A 17214-nucleotide genomic window follows, 5' to 3' on the forward strand; every position below is an offset into this window, starting at 1 on the left:
AAAATACATCGAAGCTTATTTATTAGAATCGTTGTTGCGATAAAAAACATATTCAATCGTTAAAAAGCATAGGTCCAATATTTTGTGCTATAGATAAAAAAAAGAGGCTCGCAGGAGCCTCCTTGAAAAAAATATTTTTATCCCTCCTACTCTAATTGCGGTTGTTCGCCAGCGGTTCCAAAATTGGATGACAAAAGCGAAAAATCGACTATAGTAATAAAGCCATCACCATTGAAATCTGCACTCAAATCAAATTCTGGGTCAGCAGATTCCAAACCAAAGCTATTAGATAGTATTGAGAAATCGAGAATTGTTATGAAATTATCATTGTTCGCATCTCCAGCTTTTAATTCTCCCATATCAACAGGGTTATTTTCATTACCTAATACAGTTACAGTCTGGACCTTCTGTAAGTAATTGGCACTTTTTACCGCTATTTGATATGTGCCGGGTTCAATTCCATTAACCGTTACTTCGCCATTTTCCGAGCCTACTGGAGTAAATTGGTAAATTGGTTCGGAATTACCCTGTTCATATATGTCCACGGTGAGGTCCATTGTAAAATCAGTCCTACCTTGCAATGTATATGAAAGTGTAATATCTCCACCCAATGCATCTGGATCATACTCCAAAACAATGGTATTGGATGCAACACTGTTCTCTCCATTTACACCGTTTGTTACAGCAATAAAATGGTTTATGCCCCCATCGGGAGTTCCAGAGGAACCAGGGGTTTCGGTCAGCACAACAGGTACACTTGCCTGCCCTGAGCCATCTAAAGTGACTGAATACAATTCCTTGGTCATTGCCTCATTAGCCTCAAATGTGTCAACATCATATCCTATATTCGGATTTCCTGGATCTATATATAGTCTTCCATCCACTCGTAGAAGTGTAACACTTGTATTTGGAGCCCCAACAATATCAATGGTCTGGTTAAAATCATCTACAAAACGATTTTCTGCAGTTCCCCCCACGGATATGTTAGGAACCGTTAAATCATTGGATGTAGGGGTCAAGATAGCATCTGCACCTCCTAGACTTCCTTCATCGAATAGACTTGTGGTGAAAACGGCACCAGTGGCAAACTGGACAGTCACCACTCCACCAATAAACTCAAATCCAGATATGGAACCTGCGTCCCCAGTACTCAAATCTCCTTTTATTGAGGTGGGGTCCATGTCTATTCCAAATGCAAATGACTCTCCAGGTTCGAAATCTGTGAAATCTAATGAGATCTCATCATAACCTTCAGAGTTATTTATTCCATTATGTGGCTTCGAAAAGACATTTTCACAGTCCTCAACATCCGATCCCCCATCGGCTGGAACGGTCAATCCTACTTCTTGAGCAGAATTACCAGAAGTTCCTGCCGTTAAGCATTTAGCTCCATTGTCTCCTGCCGTTCCAACAGGATCAAAAACCACATCCATCATGTAACCATTGGCAGTGCTGACCTTTACATTAGTAATAAAATCCTCACCTGTATTGGTTATTATAAACGAATCGTTTCCAAAAGTGGAAATATCTAAATCCGCGCCCGGAGTAACCTGAACAAATGCTGAGGGATTTGCAAGAGGCATGGTGGTTACGCCCCAAACAAATTCCATTGTTGAGCTTTCGGTCGGATCACACTGGTCCGCAACAGTTACTGTTACATCATATGGGCTATTATCCGCCGCTCCTGGAACCACACCGGTCACTTGTTCCGATTGAGCGCCATTCATGGTCGATGTAGGCTTGCCAGCAGATATTTCATCAATGTGAACCAAAGAAAACCTATCCAACTTGTGTCCCGCTGAGCGCTCTGAAAGATAAACCGTATATGTACCTGGGTTTTCAAAATAAGCGTAGATGGCAAAAGCATTGCTATCAATTGTAAATGTGCTCCACTTGTTTCCATCGTTTCCACCCCTATATACTTTAAAGAAACCGCTGTTCCCTGGGTTCTCGTTCCCATGGTCTGGTCTTCCCATGGCGTTTCCTGCTGGGTAGTACAACGTTTTATCCGTATTGGTACCATCCAAAATATCAAAAAACTGTTGACCTCCGCTTAAATTGCCTCCTTCAACACAAAAGAAATGTACATCATTCGTATTGTCTATCTTAAACCAAGAATCATTGGATTCAGAACCATTGGTCCCCGTTATATTTGATTTCATGTGCAACCTGTAAACACCAGTAGTTGTAATTTGTACATTGTACGCTAATGTTTGGCCATTTACATTTCCAAAATGATTCGATGTTGCCACTAAAAAGTCTTCACCATTCTCATTTAGTAGATCATATCCTCCAGATGTATCCACAAAGTCGGTCTCTGCCTCTATAATGACCAAGCCGTCATCTTCAATAAAAGCTCCTGAAACACCTGAACCAGATCCCATATCAAGGGTTCCTGTTATTATACCCGTCTGCGAATTTATTGCCAAACTTGGGGGAAGTCCCTCCGCGCTATATACAAGTCCATCACATGGGTCAACATCCGATGCAAATATCTGAAGATTAACCTCATCTCCCTCCACACCAATTTGTGGTCCGGGATTGGTTACCAACGATGGTGAATTGTCTGGAATTACAGTACCCAAATCGATTATCTCAATGGCTTTTACTGCTGGATTTTCAATGATATGGATAAATTCCAAATCTAAGGTCCCATCAGTCACCGTTACCATATGTGAAAGCATAAAAGCTCCCAAAGCACCATTTCTAGCAAACGGATCGATATCGTCAAAAACGGCAGGGACGGTTCCTTCAACAGAAACATCAAAAACACGTTGATCGGCTTCGGTAATTCCACTATATAATTCAGCAAAATACAAGCGAACCTCTATCTGTGCATTTGGTTCTACAGGGAATTGCCAAAGCATTTCCGGGATAGATGCCCCATCGTACCTTTCGGTCGTAAAAACAGATTCTGGAACCCCCTCCGGCAAGGATGGGTCCGACATATCTATTGGTCCCTTATAAGCTGATTCCGTTGTCTGGGCATACGTTCCAGTACCCGTGGAATTTGCTGATAAATAAGGAGAATTTCCAGTATCTCCAAAATCACCTGTATCTGGGCTCCAATCCAGTGAGGAACCATCTGCAGCAACCGCAGTCTGTCCTCCCCCATTGACCCTATACAAAACTGTTTCCACAGCGTCCCCAGAAACAAGCGAGACCGCCAAGGTAGTGCCATCATCGTACGTTACGTTCAAAGTTGCCACTTTTCCATCTTCACTGCCTATATGGCTTACAACAATACTTGTTGTTTCACCTGGGGCAACAAACCTGAAATCTGTATTTGTGGCCACATTAAATTCGCTGGCATCCGGTCCAGAAACTATGGCATCAGTGATTACTGCCCCTGTATTTCCAGATGAATGGTTAAATGTAATCTGTTTTGCACCACTTGTTGGAACAACGGCCATTGATGGACCGGTCAATTCACCAGCTGTCAATGAAACCCCAGTTGGGTTATCTACACCATAGAATTCCATATTTTTCATGGTTCCACCGCCTCCTTTTGTATTTGATCCGGCAACAACATGTATACCTCCACCAGAAACAATTGCTTGGGTACCATGTCTTTCAGTAACCAAATTAGCCTTTGTGGACCAGGTACCCGTTACAGGGTTATAGGCCTCTGTGGTTTTTACTGCATCATTAATGGTATTTCCTTCTAGATCATTCTCGATTTCACCTCCAATAATATAGAGTTCATCTTGAAATACAGCTGTTGATGCCGCAGCCCTGGGAGTCGGTATGTTTTGATCTGATGGTAAGGTTGACCATGTACCCGTTGTGAAGTCATAGACATCCACATCGGCAATTAACGGCATAAAGGTACCACCGTCTCCACCTGATAATCGTCCCCCAGCCACGTATAATTTATCATCAATGACAGCCGCATGAAAATGGTCTCTAGATCTTGGTGCATCTGCTAGCTCTGTCCAGACCCCGGTAGCTGGGTCAAACTCATCAAACCAAGAAATATATCCTCCATTATGGCCTATGGTATTTCCTGCAACAATGTAAAACTTGTCATTATACATTACCAGACCTGCCGAACCCCTCTTCCTGCCTTCAGGTATTTCAGGGCCCTGAACCCAATCATTCGTTGCCGGGTTGTAGGCCCAAACATAATCTGCAGGTGCTTCGTTGGGGAAAGAATTGGTTTTGAATGCACCGATTACCCAAATAAGTCCATTGTATTCCAATGCTTGGTAGTGATTGAACTCTGCTGGTGCCGAATTTGAAATTGTGCTCCAAGTTTTCGATTGATAATCATAAACATCCAAACTCGTGGCATTTTCCCTACCACCAATTAAATAAAACTTATCTCCAGCCTGAACGAAAGAACACTCATGTCTAGCAGTGAAATTCTCGTCATCAGTTTGATTGGTCCATTGGTCTCCAACAGTTTCTGAAATAGTCCATACGAAATCTACTTCAACCGGAACACTGGTTCCCCTGCTCACTGTTATAGTTACATTGTAAGGGCTGTTCAGGGTGCTCCCACTTTCTATGGTTCCATTGATATTACCCGTGGTTGGTTCCAAAGAAATACCTGGGGGCAGCCCAGTTTCACTGTATGAAAGGTTTTGACTTGAATCTCCTCCACTTGCAACAATATCGAAATTTACCAGGTCACCCTCTATGTTGGATTGGTCGGCAATAGTATTTACAGAAATTGGTGGGGTATAAGCCCCTCCAACGCTTAGAATCTCAATACCGTTGACCAATGGGTTTTCCACTACACGCTCAAAAAGTATGTTCAAGGTTCCATCTGATAATTCGACAAAGTATTCTACCATACCACCAACCTGATGACCAAAGGTCTGCACTAAATCCAAGTTATCTGTCCTCAACTCATTCTCAATGGAAATATCAAATACCCTTTCTCCAACTGCCGAGGTACCACTATAGCCATTTCCCATGTACAATCTAACCAAATAACTCCCATTGGTCAAATCAAATGTCCACTCCATTTCTGCTCCAGTATCCGGATCCCAACGCTCATTTGTATAAATTTCCTGTGGAACATAAGTAGGTACTACTAGACTTTTGTTCGCTATATTTTGGGTAGAGTGATTTCCTGTATTTACTGAAAAAGCAATACTATTAAAGGTCCCAGATTGAGCGCCAACATCTGTAATCCCAATCCAATCAGGATTTGGTGCATCTGTAGCTGAAATTGTTGCACCATTTGCACGTATTCTTATGATTGGAACAGGCTCATCACTTACACTTACCAAGAGCACTTGCTCTATATAAAGATCATCATCATCTGTGGCCCTAACTGTTATACTACCACTGTCCTCTACACCTGGAAAGGTTATGTCAAGTGTACTTCCGGTTATCTCAGCTTGGATGGCTCCACTGGTATTCTCCTCAATAGTATAATCGAGCAACGCATCCCCTTGATCATCACTGAAGTAATCATCAAGATCAATACTTATTGGCAAGTCACCTATAAATGCGCTTACATCCGCAATGTCCTGTTCAATGGTTGGTTGACTTCCTTGGACATTCAAATAGTCCCATGTTCCCTGTACTTCCACCCCATCTGTATTGGACGAGCCTATCAAACCAACTGCCAAAGGACTATTAGAATTCTGTATTGCATCCATAATACTTCCTTGAGCATTTACTGTTCCCAAGGTTTCAAAAGTACCGGATGAATCAAAATCATAGTCAAGAGTAACCACGCCAGAAGACGGGTCTATAACAAATCGGAATATGACATCGTTTGTTGGACGATTTCCTGAAAGGATTGCAAGATCTATAGGGGTTTGAGGATTATCATTTATTTCTTGCAAAGCCTGTAACCCGTTCTGACTAATTACAAATTTTATATAGTTACTTTGTGTACCATCGCCAATGAAAAAGCCCAGCTCACCATCTTCGGGTGCCGAGCTGCCATATAATTGCAAGGGGTCTATAAAATTAAAAAGACGACCTTCAACAATAAAGACACCTGTGTTTTGATCAACATTTACACCATATTGAAAGCCTTTATCTTGATTATTTGACCCGCCCAAAGCAGTTCCAGATGTCATCTCCATTGTCATTGCACCAGTAGCTCCACCTAAAATATCATTGGGGTTTGGGCCTGCATCCTGGACATCTAGCCAATTCAACCAGTTTGGATTTGGAGTTCCATTGTTCATAAGACCTGTAAGGCCAAGCCCTAAATAACCCTTGAGCTCTGGATTATCGGACAAAAGTTCATTTATAACGGGTAAATCAAAGGAATCTGTTCCAGAATCAAGTGGGTCTCCAAGTTGAAAAGGATCATTGGCATCATCGATTCCATCGTTATCATCATCAGTATCATTCAAGTCGGATATCAATGTTCCTCCGGCAGCCTTGTCAAAATCATCTGGTTGGTTTCCGCCATTACATATTACCTCTTCATCAAGTTGGTCACTATCCTTGTTCTGAATCTCATCTTCATTCGTATAGCCATCAAAATCGTTATCCCCGGTAGAACTATATCCAGCTTCACCTGGCAGTATGCAAGGGCCAAAATCTTGTGGTTCAAATATTTTGATGTTGCTGTTGAAAGTAGCCACCCATATCGTTCCGGGAAAAGGATCTAGATCTCCATTACAAGTAATCCCCAAGGAATTTCCACCCAATCCTGATAAAAAGGATTCCGTATAATCAACCAAATTCCCATTTGAGTCCACCTGTACCCTTCTTAATTCATTCTTGTTTGACCCAGCTATCAAGTCACCCAACATAGCACCCTCAAAATTTGAAGCGGTATAAGCGTCAATTCCATTGGTATTATTTTCCCAGGCTGTTACTAAAGCATCATCAGGTCCATCGGGGTTAGTGGTAACAGGTCCTCGCCAATCCCCTTCATCAATATTTTTTAAACTTTCTGGTACTGGGGGCCAGTTGGCGGGTAGGGCTATGGTAGGATCGTCCGTATAGCCAGCACCAGGATTACTGGGATCAAAAATAAGTGTTCTGAAAATCGCTCCAGCGGTGCCATTTTCGGTGGGATTTGTAAACAAACCAGCACCCATTGGGTTTGCTCTTACAGGAGTTGGATGTCCTCCATAAAAACTTCCGAAATCATAGTTTTGCAAATCGGTTGTTACCACAGTAAGGTGGTCGGTATTATCCACTTGTTCCCCCCCAATAGAGGAGCTGCTTCCAGGTTCGGATGACACATAATCATTTGTAACCGTTCCATCCATGCCCTCATTTACCGGAAGGCCACCCCAGCCTCCATTGGCCCCGTTGTCAGTTACATAAACTGTATTGTTATAGATAGTAAGGTCATAAGTATTTCTGTAACCAGGGGAAAAAATCTGAACTGGACCATCAACAACCAACATGGCTTGGTTGAGTCCATCGTTTCCACCCCATGGGTCATTTATGTCGATACCGTTATATCCTGTGACATCTGGGTCTGTGATATCGTTGACATTATCCCGTGTTGGGTCATCCAATGTAGGAATGTCATATATATACTGACGACCACTTACATTGTCTATCAGTATTGGATAATTAGATGTGTTTTCCAACATGGTCAGATTGACTGATAATAGTGCTGCAGAAAGTGCATATTCTGTTGTCCATGCAAAATTATCTGATGGAGAACCTGCGTTTGTATGGCCTCCTTGACTAACGATAAGGTAATCAGTTGCTCCAATGGTAACAAACTCTAATCCATTGGTTGCATGATTCTCTTCCGATCTAGGAAGTCCCCGCACAATATCCACTGCATCCCATGAACTCCCTGTCCAAGTTATCCTTGTTATTACACCCGAATTGGTATCTAAATCCTTATCCCCTCCCGGTCCACCTACCCTTGGATCGCTGGAGGTTACATAGATTACAGGATTGGTTGCGGTTCCCACCACGGTGATACCCGTAGCTTCCCTTTGGGTAACCGTACCGCCATCATCTATATCTATTGGAGCGGATCCGTCATCATTATGATTTGGATGGTTAAGGACATCCAAGATTTCCTCGGCGGCAATAACCTCATAATCATCAACGTCATTTCGTTGAATTGTAAATATATCTATCTGCCCCTTTAGACTTAACACATAAAGTCTTCCGTCCGGACCAAATTCCAATGAAGTACCTGAATTTACCGCCCCAAGACCACCCATATCAAGGGTGCTTTGGCTAAAGGCCTGAGACTTTACTTCAGAAATCCCCAACGCAAAGACCAGAAAAGAAAGTAGAAAAACCTTTATAAGTTTGCGTGAAAAAGACTTTATAGATGGGTTTTGTAGGCCTTGGTGCTTAAAAAAAACGCTGCCCATGGTTATAGTAATTTGATTGGTTTTCATTCTGTATTACTTTACTATATTTTTACTTCTTTACTACCATTTGTTCCCTAAAGACCACACCATTTACATCCGTTGTCCGAACATGATAAGTTCCCACAGGAAGATCATATACACTCAATTGATAATTATCATCACTGACATCTATCTCAACTCTTTTCACCAATTTCCCAGTAATGTCGAAAATCAGGAATTCCTGGACCTGGGTTGGTACCTCAAAATCCATTGTTGCACTTTCAGATGCTGGATTTGGATATATTTTTAAAGCATTTGCTACCAATGGGGCAACAGTTGGAGCAATCGTGAAATTGATTGTTAGCGATTGCCCTTCTTCTCCCTTGGCCCCAGCCAAAGAATAGGGTGTTGCAGTAATCGTGTAGTCTCCTGCCGGGAATGTCCGTGCGAAATAATTTCCCTTGAAATCTCCAAATAAAGCATAGGGTGCTCCCGATTCTTTCCTCTTATTTTCCAATGGGCCTGTCAACTGGAAGAAGACACTTCCAACAATTTCGGGATTTGTGGTGGCGCCAATGTTAAGGCCAATGCCCTCAAGGCTTGCTTCATCAAGGAGCATGTTGTTTGTCAATTCAATTATTCCGGTATCAGTATCAGCATTAATCAATGTAAGAGCAACCACTTTCTGAATATCACTATCCTCAACAATGTTAACTTGAATAGCTGCTGTTCCATCCGCACCATCATCATCAATTACGGTAAGGGTTACCAAATAAACCCCTTCATCGGTATAGGTATGGGTTGGATTAATATCGGTTGATGTATTTCCATCCCCAAAATCCCATTCATAGGAGACTATGTTCCCATCTGGGTCATCTGATTCACTACCTAAGAAATCTACCACAAATTCATTGGGTGTTCCAGCATCGGCAACTGCTACGGGCGGTACATTAGGTATTTCTTCTGCTGAAACTTCTATGGATGTGAAACCTTCTTCGCCATCATCATCTGTTACGGTCAAGGTCACATAATAATCGCCACCAGATGCATAGGTGTGCATTGGGTTTTCTTCATTTGACATATTTCCGTCCCCAAAATCCCATTCATATGAGACTATGTTTCCATCCGGGTCATATGATTCGCTACTGGAGAAATTCACTTTGTAGGAAATTATACCGTCTGCAGTACCGTCTGCTATCGCAACTGGCATCATATTTACAGGTATTTCTTGAGCTAAAACATCTATAGATGTTATATCCTCTCCCCCTTCATTGTCATTTACAGTAAGGGTTACGGAATACTCCCCTTCAGCGGCATAAGTATGCATGGGATTTTCTGCATTAGATGTATTTCCGTCTCCAAAATCCCATTCATAAGAGACTATGTTCCCGTCTGGGTCATAGGATCCTGTGCTGAAAAAATTGATTTTGTACGCAATGGTTTCATCAACAACTCCATTGGCAACCGCAATAGGCGATACATTGCCCAAAGTAAAAACAAAGTTTATGGCAAGACTTGTTCCTTGGATTCCTTTTTTACCATTCTCCGAATACGGCGTGGCCACTAGGTCATAAGATCCAAGTGAAAAGTCATTTGACTTATAATTTCCTGAAGCATCCCCAAAAAGTGCATATGGCGCCACGTTTTCATTTCTAGTAGAGTTTTGAGTTCCGCTTAGCTCAAAGAACACACTCTCGACATCGTTGGTGGTTTCCGCTCTAATATTTAAGTTTTCGGTGGGCAATGAATTAATATCAATGATCTCACCATCGGCAATAATCATAATGTCCTGCTCACTATCCGCATTGACCAACATAAACTCCGTAATAGAAAGTACCGATGGTACATAAGGTTCAACAGTTACAGTAGCCTCGCATGTGTTTGAATTGCCATTGTTGTCAACAACTGTAAGAACAACCCCGTTTTCCCCAATATCTGATGTAGTGAACACTGTGGTGTCCAAATCAATACTGGATATTCCACAGTTGTCCGATGAACCATTATCAATATCCGAGACTTCAATGCTGCCGTTTCCATTAGCATCTAACTGTATCGTAAAATCGGTGCATACTACCTCAGGGGCCTCTGTGTCTTCTACCTCGATATTAAAAGTGCAGGTATCGGTGTTTCCAGTAGCATCAATTGCAGTGGCCGTTACAGAAGTTGTACCTATTGGAAATAGGGACCCACTCAAGAAATCTGATGAAATTGTGGCCCCAGGGCAATTGTCAGAAACTGATAGATTAAATTCAACAATTGCTCCACATTCCCCAGGGTCGTTACTGACAAAAATATTATCTGGACAAGTGGCCACTGGATTAATATTATCAATCACTGTAATGGTGAAACTGCAAGATGAGGTCTGCCCATTTGAATCTGTTACCATATAGGTCTCTGTTGAAACACCAACTGGGAACAATGCACCGCTGCCATGACCAGCTGTAAGTCCAGTAATGGCCCCATCCATATCATCAACTCCAACGGGTGCTGTATAGACTACAATGGCACCACACTGTTCTGGATCCACATTGACGGTTATGTCCTCTGGACAGTCAATGGTAGGTGGATTATCAATAACTTGCATTACAACGACATCATCGCTTGCCGAATCTGTGCATCCATTTGCGTTGGTATACGTATATATAATTGTATGGGTTCCAACACCGGCAATAGCAGGTTCAAAACTATAGGTCATTCCATTGCCATCATCGGTAACTCCTGGACCACTATAAACACCATTATCACCAACCTCAGAGCCTTGTGGTGGTGTGCCACCTCCTAAACCGGTTTGCACTCCAGCATCGATGAAAACGTCGGCTAGAGCAGTAAATGCAACTATTGGCAATGGGTTTACCGTTAATAGTACCTCATCACTTATGACCGAACAGTCATCGTCTGTATTATCGCCCGTGCTGTTATCAGAGGTAACAATTACACGATATTGATTTCCATTTGCTGAAAGTCCAATTGGTCCATCGAAATTTAAACTTGCATTTCCGTTGAAAGTTGGAAAATCCACCCAGACCTCACTGAATGTATCAAAGATTTGCCAATTGTAAGAAAGAATACCATTGCCAGATGCCTGTACCGAAAAAGCAAAGTTGGTACTTCCCTCACAAACTGACAAGCTCAGTGGCTGGTTATCAATGTTTACTTCACAAAGCGGGCCTAATGATACAACCAAATCCACTGGAGAATTCTCCTCTACGGAAGCTCCGCCAGCTGGGTTTTGACTGATTACATCTCCGGCAGCAATGGTATCACTGTTTACTGTTGTAACCGCACCCACCACAAGGTTGGCAGTAATAATGTCGGACTCGGCCATGGCTTGCGTTTTGTTCACAACGCTTGGCACGGACACCGTAGGTGGTGGAGAAACAGTAATGTTCTGATTGCACATGTTTACCACACCATTAGTATCCGTTACCACCCATTGTATTATTGTGATTCCTAGATAGGGTGCCGTGGTTAAATCCGTACTATTAATATCTAATCGGGTGCCCACCACACTGGCGACTCCGCAGTTATCAGCTACAACGGGTGTACCGATATCCAAATCAGTCAACATTACCGCTCCACTACTAATTCGATTAACATTTGGTGGACAGGTAATGCTTGGCGCCAAGGTGTCGTTAACCAAAATGATTGCCGAACAAGTAGCTATATTTCCGCTGTTATCAGTTACAGTCAAAGTGACTATTTGCTCCCCAAAATCAGCACAAGTAAATGTACTTGGGCTTACCGAAATACTTGCAATACCGCCAGCATCACTGGATCCTGCATCTATATCTGCTGCAGTGATACTTGCATTTCCATCAGTATTCAAATCTACCGTCAAAGAATAGTCCCCTATACATAAAGCCGTCGGCGGGGTGTCATCCAAATCATTGACACTAATGACAATGTTTTGTACATCCGTCAATCCTCCGGAATCCATAACGGTCACCTGTACCTCGTAGTCATTGTCTCCGTTATCGTCCCCGGGTATCTCAAAGTCAGGTGCATTGATAAAGGTCAGTACCCCAGTAGAGGAATCCAGATTGAACAGTGCCAGATCCGCACCGCCGCTCTTGCTGTACAACAATCCTGAGCCCTCTTCGTCAACATCATCGGTGGACTCAACATTAATGGCCGCTGTCTGGTTCTCGTCAACGCTGGCAGTAGCTGCACTAGTTATCATTGGACCGGTGTTCTCGAACACATCGGTTACCGTGATGGTAATGTCCTGTACATCGGTCAGGCTTCCTAAATCGGTGACCGTTACTTGTACCTCGTAGTCGTTGTCCCCATTATCATCACCGGGAATCTCAAAGTCAGGTGCCCCGATAAATGTGAGCACACCTGTGTTGACGTCCAGGTCGAAGAGTGCCTGATCGGCACCTCCCGTCTTACTGAAAATCAATCCTGAGCCTTCATCATCTGAATCATCGGTCGCATTCACATCTATTGCACCGGTCTGGTTCTCTTCGACACTGGCAGTAGCCGCACTTGAAATCAATGGGGGCTGGTTGGGCGCAAGTATAGTAAATGTGACTTCGGTGGCATCACATATTTGATTGTGCCCCGTTTCTGCACCATGAACACTAATGGTGTGCTCACCAGGTGCAACATTGGTGAATGTAAAACATCCCGTTTGGTCATCTATTCTTACATAGGGTTGGCCATGAACGCTACCACCTGTTCCTTGTCCATTATCACTATCGTCTAGGCGCAAATGGAAATGTTCCCCTGAAGAACCTCCAGCGTCCAAGTTTTCAACACTCCAGCATACAGTAACATCTGGACCTTCAATCTCTGCATCTAACAATGGGGAACCTCCAATAGTATTCTCAGTAACGGTAAAAATAGGTGCGCCAATAACTTCGATATCCATACTAACCGAAGACGGTGTACTGGCTCCATCGGAATCGGTTGCCACTGCGGTAATGGAATGTGTTCCTACTTCTAAGGAAATATTTTGCAATGGTGCGCCAAAACCTAGCGATGTTGTTCCACTGAACCATTCTATGTTCAAGGTGGAGTCATCATCTTCCAGGTCATCAAAGTTTGCATTAAAATCGAACATTTCACCATCTCCCTCACAATCCCTTGCAACTGTTCCGTCTCCTGGGCTCAGGAAAGCAACAAATTGTGGTGGATTGTTTGGTGGATCTGCCACCTTACAGACCTGAATTGCCTTAATGTTCGGATTATCAATTATTCCATGCAAAAATTTGATGTCCAATGTACCTCCAACAACAGTGGTTGTAGCACTAAGTGCAAAGGCTTTTCCACCGCCACCACCAATGGCAAATGGGTCAATATCATCAAAAGCAGCGGGTACGATACCTTCTAAAGTTACATCAAAGACTCGTAAACCGGCAGAATTTAAAGGCCCGTAAATTTCTGCAAAATATAGGGTTACCTCAACTTCGGTACCTTCGGCCACGGGGAACTGCCATAACATTTCATCAGGATCTCCAGAACCTGTACTATCCCATCTTTCAGTTTCAAAAAGCTCCAATGGGGTGCCAAATGGCAACAAAGGTGTAGGCATTATGGGTTTATGTCCATTATTCCCAGAATTATTAAACAAATTGGTTCCACCAGCCGTTAGAAATGTAGCCGTGGCACCAGCATCATTATCGTCCCATCCTGAAACACCAGCACCTCCTACATTCACCCTAAACAGCAAGTCACAAATCCCTGCTGAAGGTTGGACCACCACTGTAATACTCACCGTGCTGGTTTCAGCACCGCTATCGGTAACCGAAGCTGTAATTACATGTGTACCTGCGTACAGGCTAGGGCTTATACTTGCGCCATTGCCCAATGGACCTTGGATGTCCGAACTCCAGCTGATATCACCAGCTGTAAGACCTGAATCTTCAAAATCAGATGCCGTACCGGTCAAAATCACTGTACCTTCTTCAACAGCGGCTCCCTCCAATGGGGAAGTTATATTTACTAACGGAGGTGTATTTGATGTAGAAACAACAAATTCAAAATCCTTAATATTTACGCCACCACTGCCTGAAAAATCAAGACGTAACGTTTGAATACCCGCATTATTAAATATCGCATTGAAGGTATATGGGCTAGGAGCTATTTCATATTCTTGCCAACCATTTTCTGTAGCTCCAAATGAACCAACTGTAATACCGTCTACTGAAAGTGTTGTGGTCAGAGTTCCACCATTACCTTTTCCAGCGTAGAAGGTGGCCTCATAAACTCCAGGGGTAGGTACATTGATTACATATTCTACAAATTCACCTGCTTCAATGTATCCAATATTTTTTGCACCCGTGTCTTCAATGGCAACCGTGAATGGAGCTTGAGGACCTGCCCCATACCAAGGTAAAGGATTAGAGAAAGTTCGGGCTAATATCGGGTCATCTGTTATATTCTGAGCTAAATCGATTGAAAAAATCTCAACCACTGGAGGGTTTATACCATCATTGGCCGTAACCCTAGCTTCAAATGATTTTCCATCGCCTGTATAGGTAGAGGTATCCCAATCTAAGGTATAGCTGCCTCCACCATTATCTGAATACGTAAGTCCACTGACCGTTGCTCCTGGTGTAAAAACAATTGGGTTAACGGAGCTGGTCCCTAAAACACTTTTATCAAAGATTTCAATAGAAGATGAAGGATCGATATCATCATTAATCTGAACATTAAAATTAATCGTAGAGCCTTCTTCCACCGCAACATTGGCAATGGCGTCAATTGTTGGGGGAGTATCTATTGTTGTACTTATAGTAATGGTTATCTGACTTGAAGTGGTAGTTGAATTTCCATCTGACGCCACAGCTGTAAGGTTATATGTTCCGGCAACTAAATCCAAAGGAAATTCATATGGGAAGTCGCTATCCGTTCCTAAGCTATTAACTCCATCATTGAACAGTTCCACTTGGGTCACGGCAACATCATCAGTCGCCTCTACAGTAACGTTTACCGTAGACCCTTCCAAAAAGTCATCCCCATCATTTGGAGAAGTGATGCTGACGGTAGGTGGAGCATCCGGCACCAAAGTCATATCGAAATAATCGATGTTCATATAAAAACCACCTCCATCGTTCCAATCGAAACGCAGGGTTTGCGACCCTGCATCAAAAGGCACAAGTACACTCACAGTATCATAATCTGACCATGTTCCCGTATCGTCCACTACAAGGGTTTCACTACCAGCCGAAGTAGTTATCAACATTGACTTAGCCCCTGTAGGTTGTCTGGCAACAAAAAAGTCCATTTGATACGTCCCAGCTTCCGTTACATTGATATTATATTCTGTGAAATCCCCCGCGGTTGTGAAACCTAAAATAAAACCAGTTCCAGCCTCTTCAATTCCAATACCATCACCACCTCCTGTATTGCCTTGATCATCATATGACTCTGCCTCTATCCTGGTAGCCATTAGGGAAGATATATTCTGATCTACATCATTAACAGTAACATCCAAGGTTTTAGATACCGAATTTCCATTCGCGTCACTAACCTCGACCGTAATTGTATATACTCCATTTCCATCACCATTAGAACCGCCATCACCATAGGTTGGATCAAAGTTCAAAGTAGAACTATAGGAACCCGCACTGCTTGCTATTCCTGTTTCAGTAAAAAAACCGCTGGCATCTATGGGGTATGGTTCTCTTTGAATACCGGGTGGAACCTCACCTGCTTCATTGTTACTCTGAAGTTCCTGTGGTTCATTGGAAACAGAAGTAATTGTAACTGTAAGGTCATCGCCATCATCGTCAGAAACAGTCAATGGCAATTGCAAACTTTCACCTTCATTTACAGAAGTTGTCTCTGCAAGAGATATTTCTGGCTCAACATTTGTAATATTGGTTACCTCAACTGGTACACTACTTACAGGCTTATTTAATATACTTTGCGAATTTTCATCGGTCACTTCTGTTTGAAGCGGCAAAATATCGTTAAAATCAATATTGGTATTGCCTACTGCAAGTCCCACAAATTCAATTTCCAAATAGTCAAAACTAGCTTCTGGGAAATTACTGAAAGTACCTGAAGAATAGGATAGAGTCCCTGTATTGTTATCGTAAGTGGGAGGGCCGGGAATCTCTACTGGGAGTTGTGAAGTACCCAAGGCTGTAACTGTATTCACTTCTATTATGGAGCTATCAAAATTGAGATAGACAGAAACTCCGTTTGTCACTTCACTACCTGCTGCTTCCAATGCTATTATAATAGTGAATGTATCACCTTCATTTACAGAAACCGCTGATGGCGAGCTAGTAAGATTAACTTGTCCAACTAAGGAATTTGTAAAAGTGAACAAAATAAGGCATGTGGTCAACATTTTGCTGAGTATCGCAAAACGCAGGAAACTTGAATGATTATTTCCATTGCTTGAATCTACAATACTTAATAGTGCTAAAGGCTTTGGTTTTCTTATAAAAAAGATACCGCCAGGAAATTGTGGGATGATTTTCATTTTGGCTAAAATTGGTTTATTGAGTAACTAGTGAGGTAATAACAGTATATTTTTAGTGTGCGGCAATGGAACTTTTTTATGGATTAAAAAAAGTTTCCCAAAACAAAAAAAATAGAAATGTTACTTATTGAAGATGGTAGCAAGTAATTTTTTGGCATACACTGTTGGTTTGGTTAATACCATAACCAATGCGGTGCCATAGTCTGATTCGGGGTGGGATGAAATAGACTAAACTAATAGTTGGGTAATCTTAAAAACTCTCCTCACTTTGAAGGAAGAATGTTCGAAAAGTACCATTACTTTTACAACCTGTAAATTGTTTATTGTTCATTTTCGATAAACTGCATCAAAATCAGATAAGCGGCACCATAAAACAAATGAAGTGGAAATCTTACTTGGTTCCCCGTAAACCGCATTCCCAGTAGTTATATACAATTAATTTTCCGATATCCATAGTTTCCTTTGTCTATAACCACATAAAGAAACTGCACAAAAGATCTCCAAAGAATTCAATCTTTG

At 42.4% G+C, this 17214-nt stretch carries 2 protein-coding genes; both read right to left on the reverse strand.

Features of this window, described 5'->3' with window-relative positions:
* Positions 1-146 precede the first annotated feature (146 nt).
* Complete coding sequence (locus AAY42_RS05520; protein ID WP_245625594.1) at positions 147-8303, reverse strand: Kelch repeat-containing protein; 8157 nt, start codon at positions 8301-8303, stop codon at positions 147-149.
* 22 nt (positions 8304-8325) lie between these two features.
* Positions 8326-16695, reverse strand: coding sequence for a PKD domain-containing protein (locus tag AAY42_RS05525; protein ID WP_055393151.1), 8370 nt, complete (start codon positions 16693-16695; stop codon positions 8326-8328).
* Between the last annotated feature and the right edge of the window lie 519 nt (positions 16696-17214).

The sequence above is a fragment of the Flagellimonas eckloniae genome, from assembly GCF_001413955.1.
In the GTDB taxonomy this organism is placed as follows: domain Bacteria; phylum Bacteroidota; class Bacteroidia; order Flavobacteriales; family Flavobacteriaceae; genus Flagellimonas; species Flagellimonas eckloniae.

What these genes read in the sequence shown, in the direction of transcription:
- AAY42_RS05520 (WP_245625594.1), bottom strand. Translation starts at nt 8,303, where the DNA reads ATGAAAACCAATCAAATTACTATAACCATGGGCAGCGTTTTTTTTAAG.
- AAY42_RS05525 (WP_055393151.1), bottom strand. Translation starts at nt 16,695, where the DNA reads ATGAAAATCATCCCACAATTTCCTGGCGGTATCTTTTTTATAAGAAAA.